Source organism: Trueperaceae bacterium, from assembly GCA_036381035.1.
GTDB lineage: Bacteria > Deinococcota > Deinococci > Deinococcales > Trueperaceae > DASRWD01.
In genome coordinates, this window is the sequence record DASVDQ010000024.1 from 100585 (window position 1) to 122058 (window position 21474).

20 protein-coding genes are annotated in these 21474 nt (G+C 74.4%); 13 read left to right on the forward strand and 7 right to left on the reverse strand.

Going from position 1 to position 21474, the window contains the following annotated elements; genetic code table 11:
- Positions 1-4 precede the first annotated feature (4 nt).
- Positions 5-976, reverse strand: coding sequence for a hypothetical protein (locus tag VF202_03675; GenBank protein HEX7039196.1), 972 nt, complete (start codon positions 974-976; stop codon positions 5-7).
- Positions 977-1014: 38 nt separating this feature from the next.
- Between VF202_03675 and glgP the strand changes: the two genes are divergently transcribed.
- Both glgP and VF202_03685 read left to right on the forward strand, forming a co-directional pair.
- Positions 1015-3558 carry an alpha-glucan family phosphorylase gene (gene glgP, locus VF202_03680; protein ID HEX7039197.1) on the forward strand — a complete coding sequence of 848 codons (2544 nt, stop codon included), beginning with the start codon at positions 1015-1017 and terminating at the stop codon, positions 3556-3558.
- 8 nt (positions 3559-3566) lie between these two features.
- Positions 3567-4166: an HDIG domain-containing protein gene (locus VF202_03685; protein HEX7039198.1), complete on the forward strand. Its 600-nt coding sequence runs from the start codon at positions 3567-3569 to the stop codon at positions 4164-4166.
- On the opposite strand, the gene lepB is transcribed toward VF202_03685, so the two are convergent.
- Genes lepB through VF202_03700 form a run of 3 tightly spaced genes read right to left on the reverse strand, consistent with a single transcriptional unit; the run spans position 4163 to position 6982 of the window.
- Positions 4163-4735 carry a signal peptidase I gene (gene lepB, locus VF202_03690; protein HEX7039199.1) on the reverse strand — a complete coding sequence of 191 codons (573 nt, stop codon included), beginning with the start codon at positions 4733-4735 and terminating at the stop codon, positions 4163-4165. The two genes, VF202_03685 and lepB, sit on opposite strands and share 4 nt — an antisense overlap.
- Positions 4732-5628, reverse strand: a complete 897-nt coding sequence (locus VF202_03695) for a patatin-like phospholipase family protein (GenBank protein HEX7039200.1) — start codon at positions 5626-5628, stop codon at positions 4732-4734. Before VF202_03695 ends, lepB begins: the two co-directional genes overlap by 4 nt.
- 58 nt (positions 5629-5686) lie before the next feature.
- Positions 5687-6982 (reverse strand): trypsin-like peptidase domain-containing protein, encoded by a 1296-nt coding sequence (locus tag VF202_03700; GenBank protein ID HEX7039201.1) that lies wholly within the window; start codon positions 6980-6982, stop codon positions 5687-5689.
- A gap of 112 nt (positions 6983-7094) precedes the next feature.
- Here VF202_03700 and VF202_03705 point away from each other — a divergent pair, with 112 nt between their 5' ends.
- Together VF202_03705 and VF202_03710 are read left to right on the forward strand one after the other, a co-directional pair.
- A complete protein-coding gene (locus VF202_03705; protein ID HEX7039202.1) occupies positions 7095-7322 on the forward strand; it encodes a DUF3248 domain-containing protein in 228 nt (75 codons plus the stop codon).
- A 2-nt stretch (positions 7323-7324) separates the two neighbouring features.
- A complete protein-coding gene (locus VF202_03710; protein ID HEX7039203.1) occupies positions 7325-7834 on the forward strand; it encodes a DUF3809 family protein in 510 nt (169 codons plus the stop codon).
- Positions 7835-7863: 29 nt separating this feature from the next.
- Here the strand turns inward: VF202_03710 and mnmE are convergent, their stop codons facing one another.
- Complete coding sequence (gene mnmE, locus VF202_03715) at positions 7864-9252, reverse strand: tRNA uridine-5-carboxymethylaminomethyl(34) synthesis GTPase MnmE (GenBank protein HEX7039204.1); 1389 nt, start codon at positions 9250-9252, stop codon at positions 7864-7866.
- Between the two features lie 75 nt (positions 9253-9327).
- On the opposite strand from mnmE, the gene VF202_03720 reads away from it, so the two are divergent.
- From VF202_03720 to VF202_03760, 9 genes are all read left to right on the forward strand, one after another.
- Positions 9328-10212: a phosphatase PAP2 family protein gene (locus VF202_03720; protein HEX7039205.1), complete on the forward strand. Its 885-nt coding sequence runs from the start codon at positions 9328-9330 to the stop codon at positions 10210-10212.
- Positions 10209-11009: a tRNA pseudouridine(38-40) synthase TruA gene (gene truA / locus VF202_03725; protein HEX7039206.1), complete on the forward strand. Its 801-nt coding sequence runs from the start codon at positions 10209-10211 to the stop codon at positions 11007-11009. The genes VF202_03720 and truA overlap by 4 nt, the downstream gene beginning before the upstream one ends.
- Positions 11010-11118: 109 nt before the next feature.
- Positions 11119-11553, forward strand: a complete 435-nt coding sequence (locus VF202_03730) for a DUF1999 family protein (GenBank protein ID HEX7039207.1) — start codon at positions 11119-11121, stop codon at positions 11551-11553.
- Positions 11553-11777 carry a heavy-metal-associated domain-containing protein gene (locus tag VF202_03735; protein HEX7039208.1) on the forward strand — a complete coding sequence of 75 codons (225 nt, stop codon included), beginning with the start codon at positions 11553-11555 and terminating at the stop codon, positions 11775-11777. Before VF202_03730 ends, VF202_03735 begins: the two co-directional genes overlap by 1 nt.
- A gap of 13 nt (positions 11778-11790) precedes the next feature.
- The gene (locus VF202_03740; protein ID HEX7039209.1) at positions 11791-12261 is read left to right on the forward strand and encodes an Asp23/Gls24 family envelope stress response protein; all 471 of its coding nucleotides are present in this window, start codon (positions 11791-11793) and stop codon (positions 12259-12261) included.
- Positions 12262-12265: 4 nt separating this feature from the next.
- Complete coding sequence (locus VF202_03745; GenBank protein ID HEX7039210.1) at positions 12266-13864, forward strand: DAK2 domain-containing protein; 1599 nt, start codon at positions 12266-12268, stop codon at positions 13862-13864.
- Between the two features lie 284 nt (positions 13865-14148).
- Positions 14149-15030 (forward strand): hypothetical protein, encoded by an 882-nt coding sequence (locus VF202_03750; protein HEX7039211.1) that lies wholly within the window; start codon positions 14149-14151, stop codon positions 15028-15030.
- On the forward strand, positions 15027-16658 hold the full coding sequence (locus VF202_03755; GenBank protein ID HEX7039212.1) for a hypothetical protein: 1632 nt from the start codon (positions 15027-15029) through the stop codon (positions 16656-16658). Before VF202_03750 ends, VF202_03755 begins: the two co-directional genes overlap by 4 nt.
- A gap of 10 nt (positions 16659-16668) precedes the next feature.
- Positions 16669-17601 carry a hypothetical protein gene (locus tag VF202_03760; protein ID HEX7039213.1) on the forward strand — a complete coding sequence of 311 codons (933 nt, stop codon included), beginning with the start codon at positions 16669-16671 and terminating at the stop codon, positions 17599-17601.
- On the opposite strand, the gene pyrF is transcribed toward VF202_03760, so the two are convergent.
- Together pyrF and secA are read right to left on the reverse strand one after the other, a co-directional pair.
- On the reverse strand, positions 17598-18548 hold the full coding sequence (pyrF, locus tag VF202_03765) for an orotidine-5'-phosphate decarboxylase (protein HEX7039214.1): 951 nt from the start codon (positions 18546-18548) through the stop codon (positions 17598-17600). The genes VF202_03760 and pyrF overlap by 4 nt on opposite strands.
- Before the next feature lie 16 nt (positions 18549-18564).
- On the reverse strand, positions 18565-21402 hold the full coding sequence (gene secA, locus VF202_03770) for a preprotein translocase subunit SecA (GenBank protein HEX7039215.1): 2838 nt from the start codon (positions 21400-21402) through the stop codon (positions 18565-18567).
- Between the last annotated feature and the right edge of the window lie 72 nt (positions 21403-21474).

Below are 21474 nucleotides of genomic sequence, written 5' to 3' on the forward strand. Positions count from 1 at the left end.
GGCCTCAGCGGCCGAACGGCCACACCACGCTGAGGCGCCCGGCGAGCGCGTCGGGGGCCGTCGGGTGCAGGGCGCCGGCAGCGAGCTCGAGGAGGGCCGTGGGCCCGCCGAGAGGCAGCTCCACCGACGCCGCGCCGCGCAGCGGACGAGCGTCGCGCCGGTAGGGCTCGAACGACGCGCTGAGCGTCACGCCGAGCTCGCCCAGCGACTCGTCGACCTCCAGGGACGCGCCGGGCGAGGGGCCGTTCTCGCCGTAGCCCAGCCAGGCCGTGAAGCGCCAGTCGGGCGCGCGTCCGCGCGGCAGCACCAGCGCGGCGCCGAGCGCCGCGTGGTCCCCGGGACCCGGCAGCAGCGCGAAGCTCAGGCGCGCCTGCAGCTCGTTCTCGCCGAGCGCCCTGACGACGCGCAGCGTCGCGCCCCCGGTGGCGGACGCGCCCCCCGGCGCCAGGTGGAGGCTGGGGGAGACGTCGAGGACCACGCGCCTGTCCAGCCTGAAGGTGCCGCCGGCCGCCAGCGAGAGGCGCGGACCGCCGAGGAGCGGGTCCTCGGCGGCCACGGCCAGGGGGTCGAAGCGCTCGGCGTCGGCGCCCGTCGCCGCCACGGCCAGGCGGGCCGCGACGCTGGCGATCACCCCGCGCGCGCCCAGGCTGGCGCGGGCGACGGGTCCCTGGCGCAGCTCTCCGCCCAGCTCGAAGACGACGTTCCCCAGGGGGCCGAACGCCTCGGCCGCGCTCAGGGACAGGCCCAGGCCGCTCGTCGCGAGTTCGAGGCCCACGGTGGTGCCGCCGACCCTCACGCCGCGCCAGGTCACGCCCAGCGACGCCCCGCAGGTGGCGGGCGGCGCGGCGACGCAGCCGGCCGCCGTCGCCGCGACGGTCTGCGCGGAGGCGGCGCCGAGCGCCAGGCACAGGCAGGCGGCGAGCGCGGGGCGCGGCTTGGCGACGCGGCCCTGGAGCGCGCGGGGGAGGGGGCTCATCCGGGAGAGCGTAACCCGCCGCGTTAGGATGGCTCGCCATGAAGGTCCTGGGCCACCTCACCGTCCAGCCGCGCCTGCCCGAGCGCATCGGCCGGCTCGGCGACCTCTCCTACGACCTCTACTGGACGTGGAAGCCCGACGCCAGGAGGCTGTTCCGCGAGCTCCACCCCGAGGCGTGGGAGCGCTCGAACCACGACCCCGTCGTCGTGCTCCGCGAGGTGGACCAGGCGCGGCTCGAGGCGGCGGCGCGGGACCCGGCCTACCTCGAGCTCTACGACCGCGTCGTCGCGCGCTGGGACGCCTACCGCGAGCGCGACACCTGGTTCCGCACCGTCGCCGCGGAGGGGGGCGTGCCGGCGCCGCGCTTCGCCTACTTCTGCGCCGAGTACGGCTGGCACGAGTCGATCTCGCTCTACTCCGGGGGGCTGGGCGTGCTGGCGGGCGACCACACGAAGGCCGCCTCCGACCTCGGCGTGCCGCTCACCGCCGTCGGGCTCTACTACCCGGAGGGCTACTTCCACCAGCGCGTCGCCGACGACGGCAGCCAGGAGGCCGTCTACGTCAGGGTGCCGCCCGAGGACACGCCGTTCACCCCGGTGCTAGGTCCGGGGGGCGAGCGCGCCCTCGTGACCGTGCGGCTGTTCGGGCGCGACGTCAGGGTGCAGGCCTGGCGCTGCCGCGTCGGGCTCGTGGAGGCGCTGCTGCTCGACACCGACGTCGCGGGCAACGACGAGGAGGCCAGGCGGCTCCTCGCCCGCCTCTACGGCGGCGACCAGCGCACGCGCATCGGGCAGGAGGTCGTGCTGGGCGTGGGCGGCGTGCGGCTGCTGCGCGCCCTGGGCCTGAGCCCCACGAGCTGGCACATGAACGAGGGCCACTCCGCCTTCATGGCCCTCGAGCGCTGCCGCGAGCTCGTGGAGGAGGGCCGCACGTTCGCCGAGGCGCGCGAGGTCGTCGCCGCCAGCACCGTGTTCACGGTGCACACGCCCGTGGCCGCCGGCAACGACGCGTTCCCCTTCGACCTGGCGCGGGAGTGCTTCGACGGCTACTGGGAGGAGCTGGGGCTGACCGCGCGGGAGTTCGAGGACCTCGCCAGGGCCGACCACGGCTGGGGCGAGGCGTTCAGCATGACGGCGCTGGCCCTGCGCTTCTCCTCCGGCCGCAACGGCGTCTCCGCGCTGCACGGCGAGACGAGCCGGCGCATCTGGGCCGACCTGTGGCCGGGCGTGCCAGAGGACGAGGTGCCCATCGGCCACGTGACGAACGGCGTGCACCTGCGCACGTGGATGGCGCCGGCCGTCCAGGACCTCGTCGCGGAGGTGCTCGGCGAGGGCTGGCTCGACGCCGCCGACGACGAGGCGCTGTGGGAGCCCTTCCGCGGCGTGGACCCCGCCAGGCTGTGGGAGGTCAGGCGGGCGCTCAAGCGGCAGAGCCTGCGCTTCCTCAGGCGCCGCCTGGCGCGCCAGCTCGTGCGGCACGAGGCGAGCGCCGCCGCGCTCAGGGGCTCGGAGACCCTCTTCGACGCCGACAGTCTCACGATCGGCTTCGCCCGCCGCTTCGCGGCCTACAAGCGCGCCACGCTGGTGTTCCGCGACCTCGACAGGCTGCACAGGCTCCTCGCGGACCCCGACAGGCCGGTGCAGCTCGTGTTCGCCGGCAAGGCCCACCCGGCCGACCAGCAGGGCCAGGGCCTGATCGCCCACATCCACGGGCTCTCCAAGGACCCGCGCTTCGCCGGGCGCGTCCTCTTCGTCGAGGACTACGACATGGCCGTCGGCCGCGCCCTGACCCGCGGCGTCGACGTGTGGCTGAACAACCCGCGCCGGCCCCTCGAGGCGTCGGGCACCAGCGGCCAGAAGGCCGCCGTCAACGGCGTGCTGAACCTCTCCGTGCTCGACGGCTGGTGGCCGGAGGGCTACCGCGGCGACAACGGCTGGGCCGTGGGCGGCGGCAGGGTCTACCACGACGAGGAGCGGGGCGACGCCGCCGACGCCGACTCGCTCTACACCCTCCTGGAGCAGGAGGTCGTCCCCCTCTACTACCAGCGCGACGCCGCCGGCCCGCCCGCCGAGTGGCTGCGGCGCAGCGCCGCGGCGATCGCCACGGTGGCGCCGCGGTTCAACGCCGGCCGCATGGTCAAGGAGTACGTGCGGCGCTTCTACCTGCCGGCCAGCGCGCGCGGCCGGCGGCTCGCCGCCGGGGACGCCTCGCGGCGCCTGGCCGAGTGGCGCGCCCGCGTCGAGCGCGCCTGGCAGGGGGTCGCGGTCGAGGCCGGGCTCGCGTCGCCCGAGGTCGCGCGGGCGGGAGACCCGGTGGTGGTCACCGCGACCGTGACGGCGCCGGGCTGGTCGCAGGAGGAGCTGGCCGTCGAGGTCGTCTACAGCCGGTCCGCCGACGGGCTGCGGCACGGCCTGCGCGCGGTGCCGATGCTCGCCGGCCCCGCTGCGGGCGAGGCGATCCCGTACCGCGCCGAGTTCGTGCCGGAGCTGTCGGGCCGTCTGGCGTACGGCGTGCGCGTCCGCCCCGTCAACGACCTGCTGGCGCACCCGCAGGACGCGCACGCGGTGACGTGGGCGGGTTAAGGTCTGGCATGGCCGTTACCAGGGAGGAGGCCCTCGCGCTCATGGAGGAGTGGACCCAGAGCGAGAGCCTCCGCAAGCACATGCTGGCGGTGGAGGCGGCCGTGGCGGCGTACGCGCGCAAGCTCGGCGGCGACGAGGAGACGTGGTCCGTCGCGGCGCTCCTCCACGACTTCGACTACGAGCGCTACCCGATCGCCGACGGGGGTCAGGAGGGCCACCCCTTCGTGGGCGTCGCCCACCTGCGCGAGCTCGGCTACCCGCAGGAGGTCCTCGACGCGATCCTCGGCCACGCCGACTTCTCCGGCGTGCCGCGGGAGAGCTTCCTCGCCAAGGTGCTCTACGCCTGCGACGAGATCACGGGCCTGATCACGGCCGCCGTGCTGGTGCGGCCCGACAAGGACATCGCGAACCTCGAGCTCGCGAGCGTGAGGAAGAAGTTCAAGGACAAGGCCTTCGCCAGGGGCGTGAACCGCGACGACGTCAGGCGCGGCGCCGAGGAGCTCGGCGTCGACCTGTGGGAGCACGTGCAGTTCGTCCTCGACGCGATGAAGGCGAACGCGTCCGCGCTCGGCCTCGACGGGCGCCTCGCCTCGCCGGCGGGCGCCTAGGGACCCGCCCCGCCGGGGCGCCACGCGGCGACCACCCGCCCGCGCACCGCGGCGGGCGGCAGCGGTCCGTAGTCGCGCGAGTCGCGCGAGGCGAGGGGCCGCCTGTCGTCGCCGAGGACGAACAGCTCCCCCGGCCCCAGACGGGTCGGCGGCACGTCGGAGACGCCCGCGCGGACCGGGACAGGCGCCGAGGACCTCTCGCCGTCGACGAGCAGCTCGCCCCGCGCCATCGCCACGGTGGCGGGGCCCACCGCCGCCACGCGCTTCAGCGACAGGCCGCCGCCCGGCGGCGCGACCACGACGACGTCGCCCGGCCGGTAGCCCCGCCCCGGGCGGGTGAGCGCGTGGAGGGGCGGGCGCAGCACGAGCACGACGGTGCCGGGCGGGTAGCTGGGCGCCATGCTTGACCCCTCGACGCGCATCAGGGTCGCCCCCTGCGTGGCGAGCAGCAGCCCCAGGGCCACGCCCAGGGCCAGCCACAGCCAGGGGCGCCCGCCGCGCCCGGCGACCCGGCGCGCGTCGCGCGGGGCGGGCGCCTCCTGCGCCGGCGTCGGGGCGGCGACCTTCAACCGCCGCCGCGCGCGAGGGCGGGCTCGTCGGCGCCCCCGGCGGCGGCGACGAAGCTCTCCCAGCCGCCGCGCTCCTCGATCGCCGCGGCGGCGGCTGCCTCGCCTATCGCCACGATGTGGTCTAGGTCCTTGAACGACTCGACGCGGTACTGGGGCATGGCCATGCGCACGCGCAGGTCGGGCGGGTTCAGGCTCGCGTGGACGTCGGCGAGGATCGACTGCATGATGTCGCTCGAGCGCAGCAGCATCTGCACCATGGGGTTGCGCCGCTCGAGCTTCACCGTCGCCACCATCCGCTCCCACCAGTTCCCCTCCTGGTCGGGCGTGCGGTAGACGGAGCGCCGGGCCGGCGTCACGTCGGACGCCACGGTGCGGGTGGCGCCCAGGAACGTGGCGGCGGCGACCGGCAGGTTGTTCACGATGCCGCCGTCGGCCAGCGTGCGCCCGCCGTACTGGATCGGCTCGATCGCGCCGGGGAAGCTCGACGAGGCCCTGATCGCCCGCACGAGGTCGCCCTCCTGGAGCAGGACGGCCTCGCCCGTCTCGATGTCGGTGGTCGTGACCGCGAACGGGACCGGCAGGTCGTCGAAGGACCGCGGCAGGAGCTCGGCGAGGAACGACTCGAGCTTGTCGCCCTTGATGAGGCCGGCCTGCAGCGAGATGTCGACGACGTCGCGCCAGCTCACGCCCTTGGCGATCTCGTGTATCTCGTCGGCGCTGCGCCCGGCGGCGTAAAGGGCGCCGATGATCGCGCCCATCGAGGTGCCCGCCACGACGTCGAAGCGGGCACCCACCCGCTCGAGGACGCGCAGCACGCCGATGTGCGCGAACGCCCGGGCCCCGCCCCCGGAGAGGACGAGGCCCAGGCGGCAGGCTCGGCCGGGACGCTCCATAGCGCCAGAAGCTAGCACGGGCCCGGGCGACCGCGCGGTCGCCCGCGCCCGGCCTTCGCTACTGCTGCTCGCCCTGCTGCTGGCCGCCCGAGGGCACCACCCGCAGCGTGACCTCGACCTCGCGCTCGCGGCCGTCCCGCCAGACGGTGAGCGTGACGACGTCGCCCTCCTCGCGCTCGAGCACGAGGGCCTGCAGGTCCTGGACCTCGTCGACGGGCTCGCCCTCGGCGGCCACGATCACGTCGCCGCCGGCGGGGAACTGCTGCTGGCCGATCACGGCCATGAACTGCGCGCCGACGATGCCGGCCTCGTCCGCGGGCCCGCCGGGGTCGACCGCGACCACGACCACGCCCTCATCGGGCAGGCGCAGCGCCTCGCGGGCCTCCTCGGGGTAGTCGGAGAGCGGGACGATCTGGATGCCCAGGCGCGCGCGGTCCTGGATCGTCTGGGAGGCGGCGTAGAAGCCGACGAGGCCGCCCTCGCGCAGCTCGGGCAGCGTCTCGGCCAGCAGCGAGCTGGGCACGGCGAAGCCGATGCCGATGTTCGCCGCCTGCCCCGAGGCGCTCATGCCCGGCACGATCATCGTGTTGATGCCGACGAGCCTGCCCGACGAGTCGAGCAGCGGCCCGCCCGAGTTGCCCGGGTTGATCGCCGCGTCCGTCTGGATCATGGGGATGTCGACCTGGCCGATGGACGTGAGCTCGCGGCCGATGGCCGAGACGATGCCTTGGGTGACCGTCGACTGCAGGCCGAAGGGGTTGCCGATGGCGATGACCTTCTGGCCCACCTGGACGTCGTCCGAGTCGGCGAGCTCGATGGGCTCGACGCCCGCGGGGACGGCCGAGGGGTCCTCGAGCTCGAGGAGGGCGACGTCGTAGTCGGGGTTCGCGCCCACGACCCGCGCCCTCACGGGCTCATCGCCGTCGGGGAAGGAGACCGTGATCGTGGCCCTGTCGCGCGGCTCGATCGAGTTCTCCTGCAGCGCGGCGCGCACCACGTGGTAGTTCGTGACGATGTGCCCCTCGTCGTCGATCACGAACCCGGAGCCGCTGCTCTGCTGCACGCGGGGGATGCCCTGCGGCGGGAAGAGCTGCCTGAACGGCTCGGGCAGGAACGGCAGGTTCTGGAACGGGTTGATGACCTCGCCTCGGACCTCGACGGTGATCGCGACGACGCTGGGACCGATGGCCCTCACGACGTCGATGGTGTTCTGCTCGTCCTGGAGCCTGGCGGCCTCCGGGTCAGGCGGCCGCACCGCGCCCTGCGCGGTCACGGCGCCCGTGCTCCAGAGGGCCACGGCGCCTAGTGCCGAGGCGAAGACGATGGCTATGACGATCGGCCTGATGCGGAACAAAATCGATCACTTCCCTTCGCTATCGCGCGTTCTCGAGTCTCGCCCCGCGGCGTTAGTCCGCCGGGAACCTTTCATGAGTAGGATGAGAGCCTGCCTGCGGTAGGCTCGTAGCGTGCCTGACCTGCTCGACGAGCTCGCGTCGCACCTCCTATGGCGCATCGGCAGGGCGTCGGAGGACGGCCCCGTGACCGTGCGGGTCGGACTCGCCACGAGCGCTCCGCTGTTCAACGAGCTGCCGCGGCTGAGGAGCGCCACCGACGCCGAGGTGGAGGCCGCGCTGCGCGACTCCTCGCTGCGCGTCGAGTGGGTGGGACCCCGACCCAGACCGAGCGAGCGCTAGCCGTGGAGATACGGCACGAGGTGAGCTTCGCGCTCGCGCTCGCGATGAGCGTCGCCGAGGCGACGGACTTCGCGCGCGACGTCGCGCGCACGCTGAGGCACGCCGACTTCCTCGCCGACCTGCAGGTCGTGGCGGGCGACCCGCCCGTGGTCTCGGCCGCGATACCGGTGTCCGCCGCGATGTTCGGCCAGCGCGAGCTGCCGTTCCGCAGCGTGCTCGTCCCCACGCCCACGGGCGCGCGCCTCGAGGGCACCCCGCTGTCGGTGGACGGGCCCGGCTGGGCGCTCGTCTCCGGCGAGGCGCGCGTGAGCCCCGCCGGCCCGGGGCGCTCGCGCATCGACTACGGCTTCGACATCACCGTCCACCTCCGGCTCCCCCGCGCCCAGCGCTGGGGCGAGCGAGCGCTGACCCGCGTGATCGAGTACACCGCGCGCACGGTGCTGACGCAGGTCGCCGGCGAGCTCAAGCGCGCCGTGGCGCGGGCCGCCGGCGTCGCGACCGTCGTGGCGTAGGGGGACCGGGCGCCGGCTGCGGCGCCGCGCTACTTGCCGACGCAGAAGCGGGAGAAGATGCTCGCCAGCGTCTCCTCGACCACGCCCTCGCGCCCCGTGATCGCGGCGAGGGCGGCCAGGGCGTCCTGCAGGTCGAGGGCCGCCAGCTCCTCGTCGTGCTCGAGGGCGCTCGCCACCGACGACCTGGCGCGCCGCAGCGCCTCGACGTGGCGGTCGTTGCCCACCCACAGCTCGGCGCCGGCGGCGTCGCCCACGAGCTGGTCGGCGAGGGCGGCGCGCAGCTCCTCCAGTCCCTGCCCGGTGAGCGCCGAGACCGTCACGACGGGCACGCCCTCGTGGAGCCCCAGGTCGGCGGGAGCCCAGGCCGCCGGGAGGTCGGCCTTGCTGGCCACGACGACCGTGTGCGCGCGGCCGCCGCCGCGCTCGGCCGGGGCGCCGGGCGCGAAGCGGCGCAGGAGCTCCCGGTCCTCGCCGTCTAGGGCCCGCGAGCGGTCGAGCACGAGCAGCCTCAGGTCGGCGCGCTCGGCGACCTCGGTGGTCAGCACCACGCCGCTGGCCTCGAGCGCGTCGGCGGCGGCGCGTATGCCGGCCGTGTCGACGAGCGTGACGGGGACGCCGGACAGCACCAGCGGCGCCTCGAGGTAGTCGCGCGTCGTGCCGGGCACGTCGCTCACGAGCGAGCGCTGGTAGCCGAGCAGCGCGTTGAGGAGGCTCGACTTGCCGGCGTTCGGACGGCCGAGCAGCGCCAGGCGCGCGCCCTCCCGCGTGAGGCGCCCCGCGTCGGCGGTGGCGAGCAGCTCGTCGATGCGCTCGAGCGCCCGCCGCAGCGGGCCCTGCAGCCGGGCCTCCGGCACGCCCTCGTCCGGGTAGTCGAAGCCGGCCTGCAGCTCGGCGTAGGCGGCGGTGACGTCGGACTGCACCTCGCCGATGCGCCGGCTCAGCGCGCCCGTGAGGCCGCCGGCGGCGTTGCGCCTGGCGGCCTCGGTGGAGGCGTTGACGAGGTCGAGCACGGCCTCGGCCTGGGCGAGGTCGAGGCGTCCGTTCAGGTAGGCGCGCAGGGTGAACTCGCCCGGCCCGGCGGCGCGAGCGCCGGCCTCGAGGCAGAGCGCGAGCACGCGCCTCAGCACCGCCGGTCCGCCGTGCGTCTGCAGCTCGATCACGTCCTGGCCGGTGTACGACGCCGGCGCCCTGAAGGTCAGCAGGAGCGCCTCGTCGACGACCTCGCCGTCCCTCGCCACGCGGCCGAACACCACGCGCCCCGGACCGAGGCCGCTGGGGCGCGCGCCGCTGGCCGGCCGGAACACGGCGTCGGCGACGGCGTAGGCGTCGGGCCCGGAGACCCTGACGATGCCCACGGCTCCGGTGCCGGGCGCGGTGGCGATGGCCGCGATCGTGTCGGTGGTGGGTGGCAGCGCCACGCCCTCAGATTCTCTCACGGGGAGGCGCCCCGACCGGCGCCGGGCGCGACCGCTCCGCTGGCTATCATCTGCCTCATGGGTCTCATCCACGCGCTGCAGGGCGCGGCCTCGCCGGCGCTCGACGCGATCATGCTCGGCATCACCCAGCTCGGGTCGGAGCAGGCCTACGTCGTCCTGCTCGTCGTGGCCTTCGTCGCCGTCGACGCCGAGCGCGGGCGCAGCCTCGCCCTCACGCTGCTGGCCGGCTACTACGCGAACCAGCTCCTCAAGGCCGCCTTCTTCACCCAACGGCCGTTCCAGATCGACCCGAGCGTGGCCCGCTCCGCCGCCGCGGTCGCGACGGCGCCGGGCAGCGGCTTCCCCTCCGGCCACGCCCAGGGCACCGCGACCTTCTGGGCGCTGGCCGCCGCCTACGCGCGCCGCGGCTGGTTCACGGCGCTGGCCGTGACCGTCGTGGCCCTCGTCTCGCTGTCGCGCCTCTACCTCGGCGTGCACCTGCCCGTCGACGTGGTCGGCGGGCTCGCCGTCGGCCTGGCCACCGTCGGCGTCTCCCTCTACCTGCAGCGGCGGGGCGTCGCGCCGGGCCGCGCCGCGACGGTCGTCCTCGGCCTGCTAACGCCGCTGGCGCTGCACCTACTCGCCCCCACGGAGGACTCCGGCCTGCTGCTCGGCTCGTTCGCCGCGTTCGCCGTCGGCCCCGAGCTCGTCAGGCACCGCACGTCGGGGCCCGTCGCCGGCAGGGCGGCGCTGGCCGCGCTGGCGCTCGCCCTGGCGTTCGGCGCGCTGCTCGGCAGCTCGGCGCTGCTGCCCGAGGCGGTGAAGCGCAGCGCGCTGGGGTCGTTCGCGAGGTACCTCGTCATCGGCGGCGTCGGCACCGTGCTGGTGCCGTGGCTCGGACGCGCGCTGCGCCTGACGCCGGCCCCTCTCGCCGCGGCGGCGCGGGGCGGGACGGCGGCTTGAGCGAGGGCCGGCGCGTCAGGCTGCTCCTCGAGTACGACGGCACCGGCTTCTCCGGCTGGCAGCGCCAGCCGACGGGCGAGCGGACCGTGCAGGGCGCGGTGGAGCAGGCGTTCGCGAGGCTGCCCGGCGAGCACGGCACCGTGATCGCGGCGGGACGCACCGACGCCGGGGTGCACGCGCTGGCGATGGTCGCGCACGTCGACACCACCACCGGCCTCCCCGACGAGCGCCTGCGCATGGCGCTGAACGCGCACCTGCCGCGCGACGTCGTCGTGCTGGCGCTCGAGACCGCGGAACCGGGCTTCGAGGCGCAGTTCTCCTGCCGCTACCGCCGCTACCTCTACCGGCTGCGCGTCGTGCGCGACGACCCGCGCCGCCTGGCGATCGACCGCCACAGGGTCCTGCCGGTGTTCCGGCGCCTCGACGTGGAGGCGATGAGGGAGGCGACGCGCCACCTCTTGGGCCGTCACGACTTCGCGGCGTTCGCGACGCAGGAGACGCGCACGACCACGCGCGAGCTCCTGCTCTGCGACCTGCGCGAGGCGGGCGCGGAGCTGCACCTGCACGTCGCCGCCGACGGCTTCCTGCGCAACATGGTGCGCACGATCGTCGGCACGCTGCTGTGGGTGGGGAAGGGCAAGTACGGGCCCGACGACGTCAGGGACGTGCTCGAGAGCCGTGACCGCCGGCGCGCCGGCCACAACGTCGGCCCGCAGGGCCTCTACTTCGTCGAGGCCGGCTACGGTCCCTGGGACCCGGAGGCGTCGGAGGCGCGCGTGGCCGCCCTGCTCGGGTAGGCGGTCCGCTCATAGGCTCGGACGGGGCGCGGGCCGGCGCCGTTCCACACGTATACTCGGGCATGGCCGCCGGTCGTGAGCGGGACGCCGTCCCGGGGAGGCAGAGCGCTTGTCGCCGCGCGTGAGGCCCGTCACGGCGGACGACCTCGCGGCGCTGGCGCCCCTCGACGGCGAGTACGCGGCGCGGCTGGGCCTGGAGCCCTGCGTGAACCTCGGCAGCCTCCACTACTTCGGGCGCAGCGGCCACTCGTTCGTGGCCGAGGAGGGGGGAGCCGCTCTGGGCTTCGCCCTCGCGCACTCGACCTGGGCGGGCGGCGACGCGGCGCTGAGGCTCGAGCGCCTGGTTGGCGCGCCCGCGGCGGCCGGCGCGCTCGCCGCCGCCGTGGTGAAGAGCGCCTACGACGCCGGGGTCTACAGGCTGGTGGCGGAGCTGCCGCGCGGCGACGCCACGGGCCGCGCCGCGGTCGAGGCCGCCGGCTTCACGCCGCGGGAGACCGTCAGCTACGCGCGCCGGCTCGGCTCCGCCGGCGCCGGGAGGGCCTAGTGAGCGAGGCACCGACGAGCCGCGCCGTCGTCGGCGTCAGGGGCATGGACACGCCGGAGGCGAGGCAGCGGGTGAGGGCGGCGCTCGCCGCGGTGCCCGGGGTGAAGGACGTGCAGGAGGGCGACGGCGCGAAGATGGTCGTCGACTACGACCCCACGGAGGCGACGGTCATGGACCTGATAAGGGCGCTGCGGCGCATCGGGTTCCTGGCCGGCATGGAGTGACCTGGAGGACGTCTTGGAGGGCGAGGACGAGGTGGACGACGCGGGCCGGCGGGGGCAGACCGCCGGGCGCGCGGCCCGGTCGGGGGAGAGGGCCAGGCCGCCGGCCAAGGGCGGGGGCGGCGGGTCGCCGCGGACGCCGGCCGGGGGCGCCGACAGGGTGCGCGTCACCGACAGGGCGCTGGCGAAGATCGTCGGGCTCTCGGCCCACGAGGTCCCCGGCGTCGTCGGCATGGCGCCGGCCAGCCTCGGCGAGGGCATCAGGCGCATCCTGGGCGCCCGGCAGGTCGACGAGGGCGTCGTCGTCACCAGGCACGAGGACCCGTCCTCCGCCGACGTCGACATCCACGTCGTGGTGGCCTACGGCGTGAACATCCCCGCCGTCGCCGACTCGATCCGCGAGCGGGTGCGCTACGCCGCCGGCACCTACGCCGGCGTGGAGCTGGGCGCGGTGCGCGTCCACGTCGCCGGGGTCAGCCGTGCCTGAGGCGGTGCTGGAGCGGACGACGAGCGGCCGCGTCGACGCTCGCGAGCTCTCGCACGCCTTCATCTACGCCACCCAGTGGCTCGGCGTCTTCGTCGACGAGGTCAACGCGCTCAACGTCTACCCGGTCCCCGACGGCGACACCGGCACGAACATGCACCTCACGATGCAGTCGGTGCGCCGCCAGCTCTCGGAGCTGAGGAGCGTGACGATGCCCGCCGTGGCCCACGCCCTGGCCTACGGCTCGCTGCTGGGCGCCCGCGGCAACTCCGGCGTGATCCTCTCGCAGGTGCTCAAGGGCTTCGCCGAGTCCGTGAGGGAGCACAGGACGCTCGGCGGCGCGGAGGTCGCCCGCGCCCTGCGGGCCGGCTCGGACAGCGCCTACGCCGCCGTGATGCGGCCCGTCGAGGGCACGATCCTCACGGTCGTGCGCGAGGCGGCCGCGGCCGCGGAGGCGTCCGCCGGCGCCACGGCGATCGAGGTCCTGCGCGCCGCGCACGACGCCGGCCGGGAGGCGTTGGCGCGCACCCCGGACCTGCTGCCGATCCTGAAGCAGGCCGGCGTGGTCGACGCCGGCGGGCTCGGGGCGCTGCGGGTGCTCGAGGGGCTGATCGCCTACTTCGAGAAGCGCGACCTGCCGCCCCCGCCCAAGGTCGAGAGGCGCGCCCAGCAGCAGTTCGAGGAGGAGGAGTTCGGCTTCTGCACCGAGTTCCTGCTGGCCGACGTGAAGGTGCCGACGGCCGAGATACAGGAGCTCGTGGCGCCCTTCGGCGACTCGCTGCTCGTGGTCGGGGCCGAGGGCTTCGTGAAGGGCCACATACACACGCAGGAGCCGGAGCGCCTCCTGGCCGCCGTCGGGCGCTACGGGCGCATGGTCCGCTCGAAGGTCGAGGACATGAGCGAGCAGCACTCCGAGATCCTCGCCGACGTCGACCTCCACGACGGCGCCGGACCGCGCCTGGCGGCCGTGGCGGTGGCGAGCGGCTACGGCCTGACGCGCGTGCTGAGGAGCCTGGGCGTGCGGGTCGTCGGCGGGGGGCAGACGGAGAACCCGTCGGTCGAGGACCTCGCCGACGCGGTGCGCAGCGTGGGCGCGGACACCGTCATCGTCATGCCCAACAACAAGAACGTGGTCATGGCCGCCGAGCGCGTGCAGGAGGTCGTGAAGGACAAGCGCGTGCTGGTCCTGCCGACGCGCACGCTGGGCCAGGGCCTCGCCGCCTCGGTGGCGTTCAGCGAGGACGGCGACCCCGAAGACGTGCTCGAGGAGATGAGGAGCGCGGCCGAGGGCGCGACCACGCTGGAGGTCACGAGCGCGAGCCGCGACGCGAACCTGGGTGGCGTGGACGTCCAGGAGGGTCAGGCGATCGGGCTCGTCGACGGCGTGCTGGAGACGGCCGCCGCGGACCACGACGCGGCGCTCCTCGACCTGGTCTTGAGGCACGGCGCCGGGCACGACGTCGCCACCCTGTTCCACAGCACGGCGGTGACTCCCGAGCGGGTCGCGGCGGTCGTCGAGCGCATCGGCGCGGCGCTCCCCGACCTCGAGGTCGAGGTGCACCAGGGCGGGCCGGACCTCTACCCCTACCTGATGCTCCTGGAGTGAGCGCGCGGGGCGTCGCGGCCCGAGGCACCGGCCGCGCGGCTCGGAGCGCGTGGGGCGCCGCGGTCACGCGCGTCCAGCACGGCGTTCCCCGGCGGCCCGGAGCATGGGCCGGCGAGCGCGGCCGGAGCGCCGCGGGGCCGGAGTGTTACGTGTCGGTTAAGGTCCTCACGTAAGCGCCCTGACATCTCAACGCCGCTGCGGAGACAGTGATAGAGGACGGCGGAACGTGGCGCCGGTCTCAGTTCGGGGCCGGCCCCGTGAGCCCGCGTTCGTTTGGAGGTCCCATGAGACGCCTCGCACTGCCCGCCATCGGCGCCCTGTGCGCGCTAGCCCTCGCGGCCTGCAACACCGGCGGACCCGGCGGGCCAGGCGGACCGCCGGGTAACACGATCTTCGTGACCGCGGGCCTTGACCCCGACGCGGCGCTGGAGACCGTGAGCCTGGACAGCCTCGAGTCCCAGGCGTTCGCCGTCGAGGTGCCCCAGGAGGTGGTCGACGCCGGCCTGCTCTACGTCGAGCTCGACCGCCTCGTCGACCTCGAGGTCATGACCTCCGGGTGGGGCACCGTGACCTTCAGCTCCTCGTCCTTCGACTACTTCGGCTCGGGGACGCAGGGCCTGAGCCCGACCGGCGCGGGCGCGCCGGCGCCGCAGAGCATCGTGTCCACCGTGACCTGCGACGGCTCCTGCGTGCTGCTCGAGCCGGCGAACGCGGGGACCGTCTACGTGCGCGTGACCAACAGGGGACCGGTCGCGAACGTGAGCCTCTTCGCCTACGGCGACCAGCACATGGACGAGTACGAGCCCGAGAACGACGAGACTGCCACGGCGCCCACGTTCGGCGCCATAGACAGCGACAGCGGGGCGATCGAGACCGTGGGGGACGTCGACTACTGGTACTTCCCAGACGGCGGCACCGTGTCGTTCGACGTCGTCGACGAGGGCATCGGCGTCGAGGCCGACATCGTCGACGCCGGCGGCCAGGTCGTGCAGGACAGCGGCGGACCCTATCATGACGGCGAGGAGGTCCTGCTCTTCGCCGGCGAGTACCTGAGGGTCTGGGCCCAGGAGCCCTGGCAGGCCGCCAGCTCGGCGCGGAGCGCCTACTACCTGGACATCACCGAGCTACCCAGCTCGCGCACGGAGGAGGCAGCGAGGAGAAGATGAGGAAGACGAAGGAGACCGTGCGGCTCGCCGCCGGCGAGCCGCCGGCGCGCTCCGCCGCCGCCGTGAGGACGCTGGGAGCGTTCGCGCTCCTGGCGCTCCTGTTGGCGGCCTGCCTGCAGCCACCGCCCCCGCCCCCGCCCGCCGACCCGCTCGTGGCCCGGACCGACGAGGGCGCGACGCCCTCGGCGACGGTCGACCTGGCGCCGGGCGAGTGGGCAGACTTCGAGCTGGTGCTCGACGCGGTGAGGGGGTTCGACCTCGCCTACGCCGAGCTCGACACCCTGCAGCCGGCCGTCGTCGAGCTGCGCAACTCCGCCTACTGGGGCGTGCTGGCCAGCAGCGCGACGCCGGACTACTTCGTCCGCGGGGCGATCTCCGGCGTGCCGCAGCCCCCGCTCCCCGCGTCGGTGGCCGAGGCGCGTCCCAGCGCGATCACGCCGGACTACGTCTGCCTCGGGCCCTGCGTGATCTTCGACCCGGGCGCCGGTCGCTTCTACCTGCGCGTCGTGAACACGGGGAACACCGGCCTCGTCGCCGACCTCTACCTCTACGGCGCGAGCTTCGCCCACCCGCACGAGCCCGCCAACGACCTCAGGGGCGGCGCGGCGCCCCTCGTGGACGGCGCGAGCGGCGCCCTCGAGCTCCTCGGCGACGTCGACTACTGGCTCGCCTCGGCCGACGCGAACGTGACCGTGGAGGCCATCGGCGGCCTCCCCGTCGAGGCGACCGTCTACGACACCTGCGGCCTGCCCGTCACCGAGCCCTACTCCGCCGGCGAGACGTTCCGCGTCTACGCCGGGGAGGCCGTGCGGGTGCGTTCGTCGCAGGGCCGCGCGGGCGCGCCGGGGGTCAGCGCCTACCAGATGACGGTGGGCGCGCCGAGCGGCGGCACGCCGCCGCGGGACCCCGGCTGCACGGCGGTGGAGGCGGGCACGAACCCGAACGTCCCCGTCTCCAGCGTGTTCCTCGCCGGCGGCGCCTCCACCACGTTCGTCGTCAGCGTGCCGTCCACGGTGCGGGCGCACGACGTGATCCAGTTCGAGGTGGAGGGCGCGGCCCTGCTCGAGGTGCTGGGCTCCCCCGGCGGCTCGACCCTCTACTCTAGCAGCTCGCCCGACGTCTTCTACGCCGGCGGCGGCGCCTCCGAGGCGGCGCCCGAGCTGGCTCCGGCGGCCGTCGAGGTCGACCGCAGCTGCGCTGGGCCGTGCGTGATCGACCCGGCGCCGGCCGACGGCTACCTCGTCAGGGTCACGAACCTGAGCACGTCGCGCTTCGTGCAGTTCTACGCCTTCGGCCGCGCCTTCGACGACACCACGGAGCCGGCGAACGACTCCCTGGGGACCTCGCCGACCGTGGTCGAGGACGCCAGCGGCGCGATCGAGACCGTCGGCGACGAGGACCTGTGGTACGCGCCGTTCGGCGGCGTCGTCAGCTTCGACGGCGTCTCCGGCGGCCTGCCGCTCGTCGTCGACGTGCTGGACGGGTCGGGGTCCGTGATCTTCGGCGGCCTGCCCCCTGGCGACATCTCCGTCGGTCCCGGCGAGTACCTGAGGGTGCGCGCGGCGAACGGGAACACGGCGGCGGTATCCGGGAGGAGCTCCTACTTCCTGGACCTCGACAACCAGTAGACTCGGCGCCATGTCCATAGCCGCAGCGCGCCCGAGGCGCCTCGCCGCCGCCGTGCTACTGCTCCTGCTGGCGCCCCTGGCCGCCGCGCAGGCCTGCCGCGAGGAGCTCGCGGGCGCGCTGGAGGGCGGCGTCTCGGATCGCCCGGCGACGGGCGTGGACGCCGCCCTCGTCCTGCGGCGCGCGGTGCAGCTCGTCGAGCCGGCGCTGCCGGCGCTGACGCGGACCGGCGAGGTCGGTCTGGACCGGGAGCACCCGGCCTACGGCGCGGTCAGGTACCTGAAGGCGCGCGGCCTGCTGCCGCCGTCGTGGGGCCCGGAGGAGCTGAGCGCCGACGCGTGGCGCGAGATGAACGCCCGCTTCCTGGCCTGGTACAGGCTCGAAGGGCCGCTCCCCGACGCCCCGGCGACGGTCGGCGACCTCGTCGACGACATGGCCGCGACCCTGGAGAGGGTGGGCGAGGCCGTGCGGCCGGCGGCGCTGCTGGCCTGGGACCCGGCGGACGACGACAGGCTGTCGTTCTGGGCGATCATCTGGAACTGGACCGTCTACCCGCGCCTGCTCGTCTACAGGCCCGACCCGGGCGTCGACCTCCGCGGCTCGCCTCGCGACGTCCTGCCGCACCTCAGCAACTGCGCGGTGAGCGTGTCGGCCTACGTCACGGCGCCGGAGGACACGGCGAAGAGCCTCTTCCTCGCGCACAACGAGTCGCGGATGTACGTGGTGGCCTCCCAGCCCGAGTCGGGCGGCTGGCCGCTCGAGGTGCCGCAGGGCGAGGAGCTCGACGCGTTCGCCTTCGCGCTACCCGAGCTCGAGGGCGCGCAGGTCTACGCCGCCGTCTTCGACGGGCCCGAGGTCGGCTTCGGGACGATCCTGGGGCTGATGGCCCGCGTGCGCACGAACCTGTCGCCGGCGGGCTTCCTCAGCCACATGCAGACGCCCTAGCCGCCGCCGCGTCCGCCCGCCGCCCGCGCCGCGAGGGCGGCCTCGATGTCCCCTCTCATCGCCGCGGCCGAAGACCTGGCCATGGCGGCGACCTCGTCCAGGGAGACCGCGGTCTCGAAGCCGCTTCCGTTGGTGAGGCTGCGGCTGGCGCTGACGAGGGCGCCGTGGCCGCGGGCGTCGAAGGCGTCGACGACGTCGGCGCCGCGGGCGCCCTGCGCCCCGTAGCCGGGCACCAGCAGGGGGGAGCGCGGCAGCGCCGCGCGCAGCTCGGCCAGGTCCTCAGGCGCGGCGGCCACGGCGCCCAGGGCCGTGTAGCCGTCCTCGTCGGCGTCCATCCCCGCGGCCATGTCGGCCAGGCGCGCCGCCAGACGCGACGCCACCGTGCCGCCACCCGCCAGCGCGAGGCCCTGCAGGTCGCGGCTGCCGGGGTTCGACGTGCGCACGAGCACGTAGAGGCCGCGTCCGCCCCGCACCGCTGCCGCCAGGAACGGCTCCAGCGTGTCGAGGCCCAGGTAGGGGCTCACGGTGAGGGCGTCGGCGGCGAGGGGCCCGTCGCCCAGGTAGGCCTCGGCGTAGGCCTCGGCCGTGGTGCCGATGTCGCCGCGCTTGGCGTCGAGCACCACCGGCACGCCCAGGTCGCGCGCCAGCGCCACGACCTCGGCCAGCAGCCCGCTGCCGGCGGGTCCCAGGGCCTCGAAGAACGCCGCCTGCGGCTTGCAGGCGGCGATGAGGTCGGCGGTGGCCTCGAGCACGGCCGCGAGGTAGCGCCCCACCGCCGTGACGACGCGGGGGTCGCGCGGCGACGACGCCCCGAGGCGCGCCGGGTCGGTGAGCGGGTGCGCGGCCGGCCTGGGGTCGAGGCCGAGGCAGACGCGCGTGCCGAGGCGCGCCTGGCGCTCGGTCACGCGCCGCGAGTAGGGCTCGCCGGGGCTCGCCACCGCGCTCACGCCGCCGCGGCCCGCCTCAGGCGGCCGTCTTGCCGTGGCAGTGCTTGTACTTCTTGCCGCTGCCGCAGGGGCAGGGGTCGTTGCGTCCGACCTTCTCCTGGACGCGGATCGGGGCCGTGGGGCCGCTGGCCCGCTGCTGGGCGGGCGAGCCGCCGCGCCCTGGGGCCGCGGACGCGGCGGCGACGGGGGCGAGCGGCGGGGCCGAGTAGCTCACGGAGGCGGGCCGGGAGGCGCGCCGCTGCCGTCCGCGGTCGAGCGCCTCGCCGGTCTGGACCTGCACGCGGAAGAGCAGCTTGGCGACGTTGAGGCGGATGTTGGCCTTCATCTCCTCGAAGAGGTTGAAGCCCTCGAAGGCGTACTCCTGCAGGGGGTTGCGCTGGCCGTAGCCGCGCAGGCCGATGCCCTGCCGTAGCACGTCCATGTTGTGCAGGTGCTCCTTCCAGTGCTGGTCGACGACCTGGAGGACGATGAAGCGCTCGAGCTCGCGCATGAGCGGCGCGCCCAGCTCGGCCTCGCGGGCGGCGTACGCCTGCTCCATCACCTCGACCAGCGCGTCGGTCACCTCGTCCGGGTCCTTGCCGCGGTAGTGCTCGAGGTCGACGGCGGCGAGCGCCGGCACCGCCTCGCCCAGGGCGCCGGAGAGCGCCCCGATGTCCTGCTCCTCGGCCTCGAGCTGCGGGTTGAGGTAGCGCTGGACCTGCGAGTCGACGTACTCGGCGATCATGTCTTTGACGCTCTCGGAGACGTCGTGGCCGAGCAGCACCTCGCGCCGCTGCGCGTAGATGACCTCGCGCTGCTTGCTCATGACGTTGTCGTACTCGAGGAGCTGCTTGCGGATGCCGAAGTTGCGGTCCTCGACGCGCTTCTGGGCGCGCTCGATGGCGCCGGTGACCATGCGCGCCTCGATGGGCTGGCTGTCGTCCATGCCGAGGCGGTCCATCATGCCGAGCACGCGCTCGTTGGCGAAGAGGCGCATGAGGTCGTCCTCGAACGAGACGTAGAAGCGGCTGGAGCCGGGGTCGCCCTGGCGCCCGGCGCGTCCGCGGAGCTGGTTGTCGATGCGCCTCGACTCGTGCCGCTCGGTGCCGATGATGTGCAGGCCGCCCGCTGCCACTACCTTCTCGTGGTCGCGCGCGGTCTCGTCCCTGATCGCCTCGATCTGGGCGATGATCCCGTCGGGCAGGCCCTCTAGCTTCCTGGCCCGCTCCCTGGCCTCGTCCATGCGGCCGAGCAGGACGGCCCTTATGAACAGCTCGGTGTCGGAGTCGTAGCGCTCGAAGCCCTCGCGCTCGAGGAGCTGGCGCGCCAGCCACTCCGGGTTCCCGCCCAGCACGATGTCGGTGCCGCGGCCGGCCATGTTCGTGGAGATCGTGACCGCGCCGCTGCGGCCAGCCTGGGCGACGATCTCGGCCTCGCGGGCGTGGAACTTGGCGTTGAGGACCTCGTGCTTGATGCCGCGGCGCTTGAGCATGCGCGAGAGGAGCTCCGAGGCCTCGATCGTCACGGTGCCCACCAGGATCGGCCTGCCCGTCTGGTGCACCTCGACGATCTCGTCGACGACGGCCTCGTACTTGCCCTTCTGCGTGCGGAAGACGACGTCCTCGTGGTCCTTGCGGATCACGGGCTTGTTCGTGGGGATGACGAGGACGTCGGTGTTGTAGATCTCCTGGAACTCCTTCTCCTCGGTCTTCGCCGTGCCCGTCATGCCGGCGATCTTGTCGTAGAGCTTGAAGAAGTTCTGGTACGTGATCGTAGCGAGCGTCTGGTTCTCGCGCTCGATCTTCACGCCCTCCTTGGCCTCGATGGCCTGGTGGAGGCCCTCGCCGAAGCGCCGGCCCGGCATGAGGCGGCCGGTGAACTCGTCGACGATCACGATGTGGCCGTTCTCGTCCTTCACGTACTGCTTGTCGAGGTGGTAGTGCTCCTTGGCGCGCAGGGCCTGCCTGAGCATGTGCCCCGTCTCCATGTTCTCGGGGCTGAAGATGTTGTCGATGCCCAGCAGCTTCTCGGCCTTGGCGATCCCCTCCTCGGTGAGGTGGATGTCCTTGGCCTTGTCGTCGGCCCAGTAGTCGCCGGTGGCGGGCTTGTCGCCCTCCTTGGGCTCGCCGCGGTGGAGCTGCTGGGCGATCTTCGCCATCGTGTAGTACTTGTCGGTGGCCACCTCGGCCGGGCCCGAGATGATCAGCGGCGTGCGCGCCTCGTCGATGAGGATCGAGTCGACCTCGTCGACGATCGCGTAGTGCAGCGGCGTGTCCTCGCGCAGCACCAGCTGGTCGGGCCGGAACGCCATGTTGTCGCGCAGGTAGTCGAACCCGAGCTCCGAGTTCGTGATGTAGGTGATGTCGCAGCGGTAGGCCTCGCGGCGCTTGGGCCCGTCCATGTCGTGCTGGATCACCCCGACCGTGAGGCCGAGGCCGCGGTAGACGGGGCCCATCCACTCGGCGCCGGTGCGCGCCAGGTAGTCGTTCGTGGTGACGAGGTGCGTGCCCTTGCCGGCGAGCGCGTTGAGCGCCAGCGCCAGGGTGGCGACGAGCGTCTTGCCCTCGCCGGTCTTCATCTCGGCGATGCGCCCGTAGTGCAGGGCGGCGCCGCCGATGAGCTGCACGTCGTAGTGCCGCTGGCCCAGGAAGCGCTTGGCCGACTCGCGGGTGAGCGCGAACGCCTCGGGCAGCAGGTCCTCGAGGCTCTCGCCGCCCTCCTGGTGCCTGCGCCTGAGCTGCGCGTAGGCCGCGGCGAGGTCCTCGACCTTCTCGACCTCGGGCTCGAGCGCGTTGACCCGGCTCACGACCTCGCCCTGGAGGCGCTTGACCTCGCGGTCGTTGTTGTCGAAGAGCTTCTGGACGAAACCGAACATCAGTCCCTCTCGGCGGGCGCCTGCGGGCGTGCCCGTGCGGGGGCCGGCGCGGGTCGGCCCGGGCGGCGCGGG